Source organism: Pseudomonas edaphica (genome assembly GCF_005863185.1).
Taxonomy (GTDB): domain Bacteria; phylum Pseudomonadota; class Gammaproteobacteria; order Pseudomonadales; family Pseudomonadaceae; genus Aquipseudomonas; species Aquipseudomonas edaphica.
On sequence record NZ_VBVZ01000885.1, the window covers coordinates 1 to 1826 of the forward strand.

General features: G+C 58.9%; 2 protein-coding genes and 1 pseudogene. 2 read left to right on the top strand and 1 reads right to left on the bottom strand.

The window, feature by feature from the left end; translation table 11 throughout:
- Positions 1–117: 117 nt before the first annotated feature.
- A pseudogene (locus FEM54_RS31710) lies at positions 118–363 on the bottom strand (DUF808 family protein); the annotation flags it as partial.
- Between the two features lie 133 nt (positions 364–496).
- Between FEM54_RS31710 and FEM54_RS31715 the strand changes: the two are divergent.
- Positions 497–1102: a TetR/AcrR family transcriptional regulator gene (locus tag FEM54_RS31715; RefSeq protein WP_017136243.1), complete on the top strand. Its 606-nt coding sequence runs from the start codon at positions 497–499 to the stop codon at positions 1100–1102.
- A 210-nt stretch (positions 1103–1312) separates the two neighbouring features.
- Complete coding sequence (locus FEM54_RS31725) at positions 1313–1771, top strand: REP-associated tyrosine transposase (RefSeq protein WP_099549031.1); 459 nt, start codon at positions 1313–1315, stop codon at positions 1769–1771.
- Positions 1772–1826: the final 55 nt, after the last annotated feature.

A 1826-nucleotide genomic window follows, 5' to 3' on the forward strand; every position in this document is an offset into this window, starting at 1 on the left:
GGAGCTGCTGGGCACCGATCAGCGCAAGGGGTTGCTCGAAGCACTGGGCCGTTTGGTTGCAGTTGATGCCCAGCGTGACCATGCCTGGTTCGAAGGCCCCAAGGGCCGGCGCAGATCCCAGGCGCTGATCAGCAATGCCGCCGGCACCAGGATCAGTTTGTTGACAAACGACCCCTTGGCCACCGCCCACACCACAGGGATTTCCCGCTCTGCGCGCACGCCGGAAACCTGCTGGGCGTTGAGTGCCAAGTCATCGCCCAGCACGCCGGCAGTCTTCTTGGCGGCCATTTTGGTCATCAGCGCAACGTCATCGAGTACGGCGGCGATATCGTCGATCAATACCAACAAGCTGCTTCCTGCCATCAATCGGGCTTCCATAAGAATGAGAAACGCCGAGCATAGCGCGGCGCAAAGCTTTACGGGCGCATTCTTGAGGCTCGCGGATAGCCGGTGCTACCATGCACAACCGCCGATCTGGCAAGGAAACTCCTGGTTTATGAGCACCATTCGCGAGCGCAATAAAGAAAAGATCCTGCGGGCGGCCAGCGAGGAGTTTGCCGACAAGGGCTTCGCCGCGACCAAAACCAGCGACATCGCCGCCAAGGCCGGGCTGCCCAAGCCCAACGTCTATTACTACTTCAGGTCCAAGGACAACCTCTACCGCGAGGTGCTCGAAAGCATTATCGAGCCGATCCTGGCCGCCTCCACACCGTTCAACCCCGAGGGCGAGCCGTCGGTGGTGCTGAGCAACTACATCCGCTCGAAAATCCGCATCTCCCGCGATTTGCCGTTTGCATCCAAGGTGTTTGCCAGCGAAATCATGCACGGCGCCCCGCACCTGAGCCCCGAGCAGATCGAGCAGCTCAACGCCCAGGCCAAGCACAACATCAACTGCATCCAAAGCTGGGTAGATCGCGGCCTGATCGCCGCCATAGACCCCAACCACCTGATGTTCAGCATCTGGGCGGCGACGCAGACGTATGCCGATTTTGACTGGCAGATATCGGCGGTGACCGGCAAAGCCAAGCTGGATGAAGCGGATTATGAGGCAGCGGCGCAAACGATTATTCGGTTGGTGTTGAAGGGGTGTGAGTTGGGTTGATGGGCCGAGGTGCCGGTGCTATTCGCGAGCAAGCCCGCTCCCACATTTTGATCCGCGCGAGACATAAATTGTATTAACACCGCAGACCCCATGTGGGAGCGGGCTTGCTCGCGAAAGCGCCCATCCAGACACATCCTGCCAAAAGCCTGCCGATCAGCATCAGCCACCGAGATCTAGCCTCTCAGAACCCATCTGAAGAGAGGCCATGGAATGCCTGATCTAGCGACTTCACACCGCCTGCGCATCGGGCGGTTCAGCGAACCGAACCGCGTCTACCTGATCACCACCAACACCCAGGAGCGAGTCCCACTATTCGGCGACTTTCACCTCGGCCGCCTGGTGGTCTGGCAGTTCAGACTGGCCCAATACCAAGGCCTGGCTAATTCATTGGCTTGGGTGGTGATGCCAGACCATTTCCACTGGCTGATCGAACTGCAAAAAGGCTCGTTGGGGGATTTGATGTGTCAGGTGAAATCCAAAAGTACGCGATCGGTGAATGGTGCAACCGGGCGCAAGGGCCGGCTTTGGCAAACCGGTTTTCATGATCGGGCACTGCGCAGGGAGGATGATTTGGTAAAAATGGCCAGGTATGTGGTGGCCAATCCACTGCGAGCAGGGTTGGTAGAGCGGATTGGCGACTATCCGTTGTGGGATGCGATTTGGGTTTAAAGCCAAGACCGGGTCGCCGCCTTCGCGAGCAAGCCCGCTCCCACACTTGGCTGCA

Coding starts and splice junctions, on each gene's coding strand:
- FEM54_RS31725 (WP_099549031.1), top strand. CDS start 1,313: ATGCCTGATCTAGCGACTTCACACCGCCTGCGCATCGGGCGGTTCAGC.
- FEM54_RS31715 (WP_017136243.1), top strand. CDS start 497: ATGAGCACCATTCGCGAGCGCAATAAAGAAAAGATCCTGCGGGCGGCC.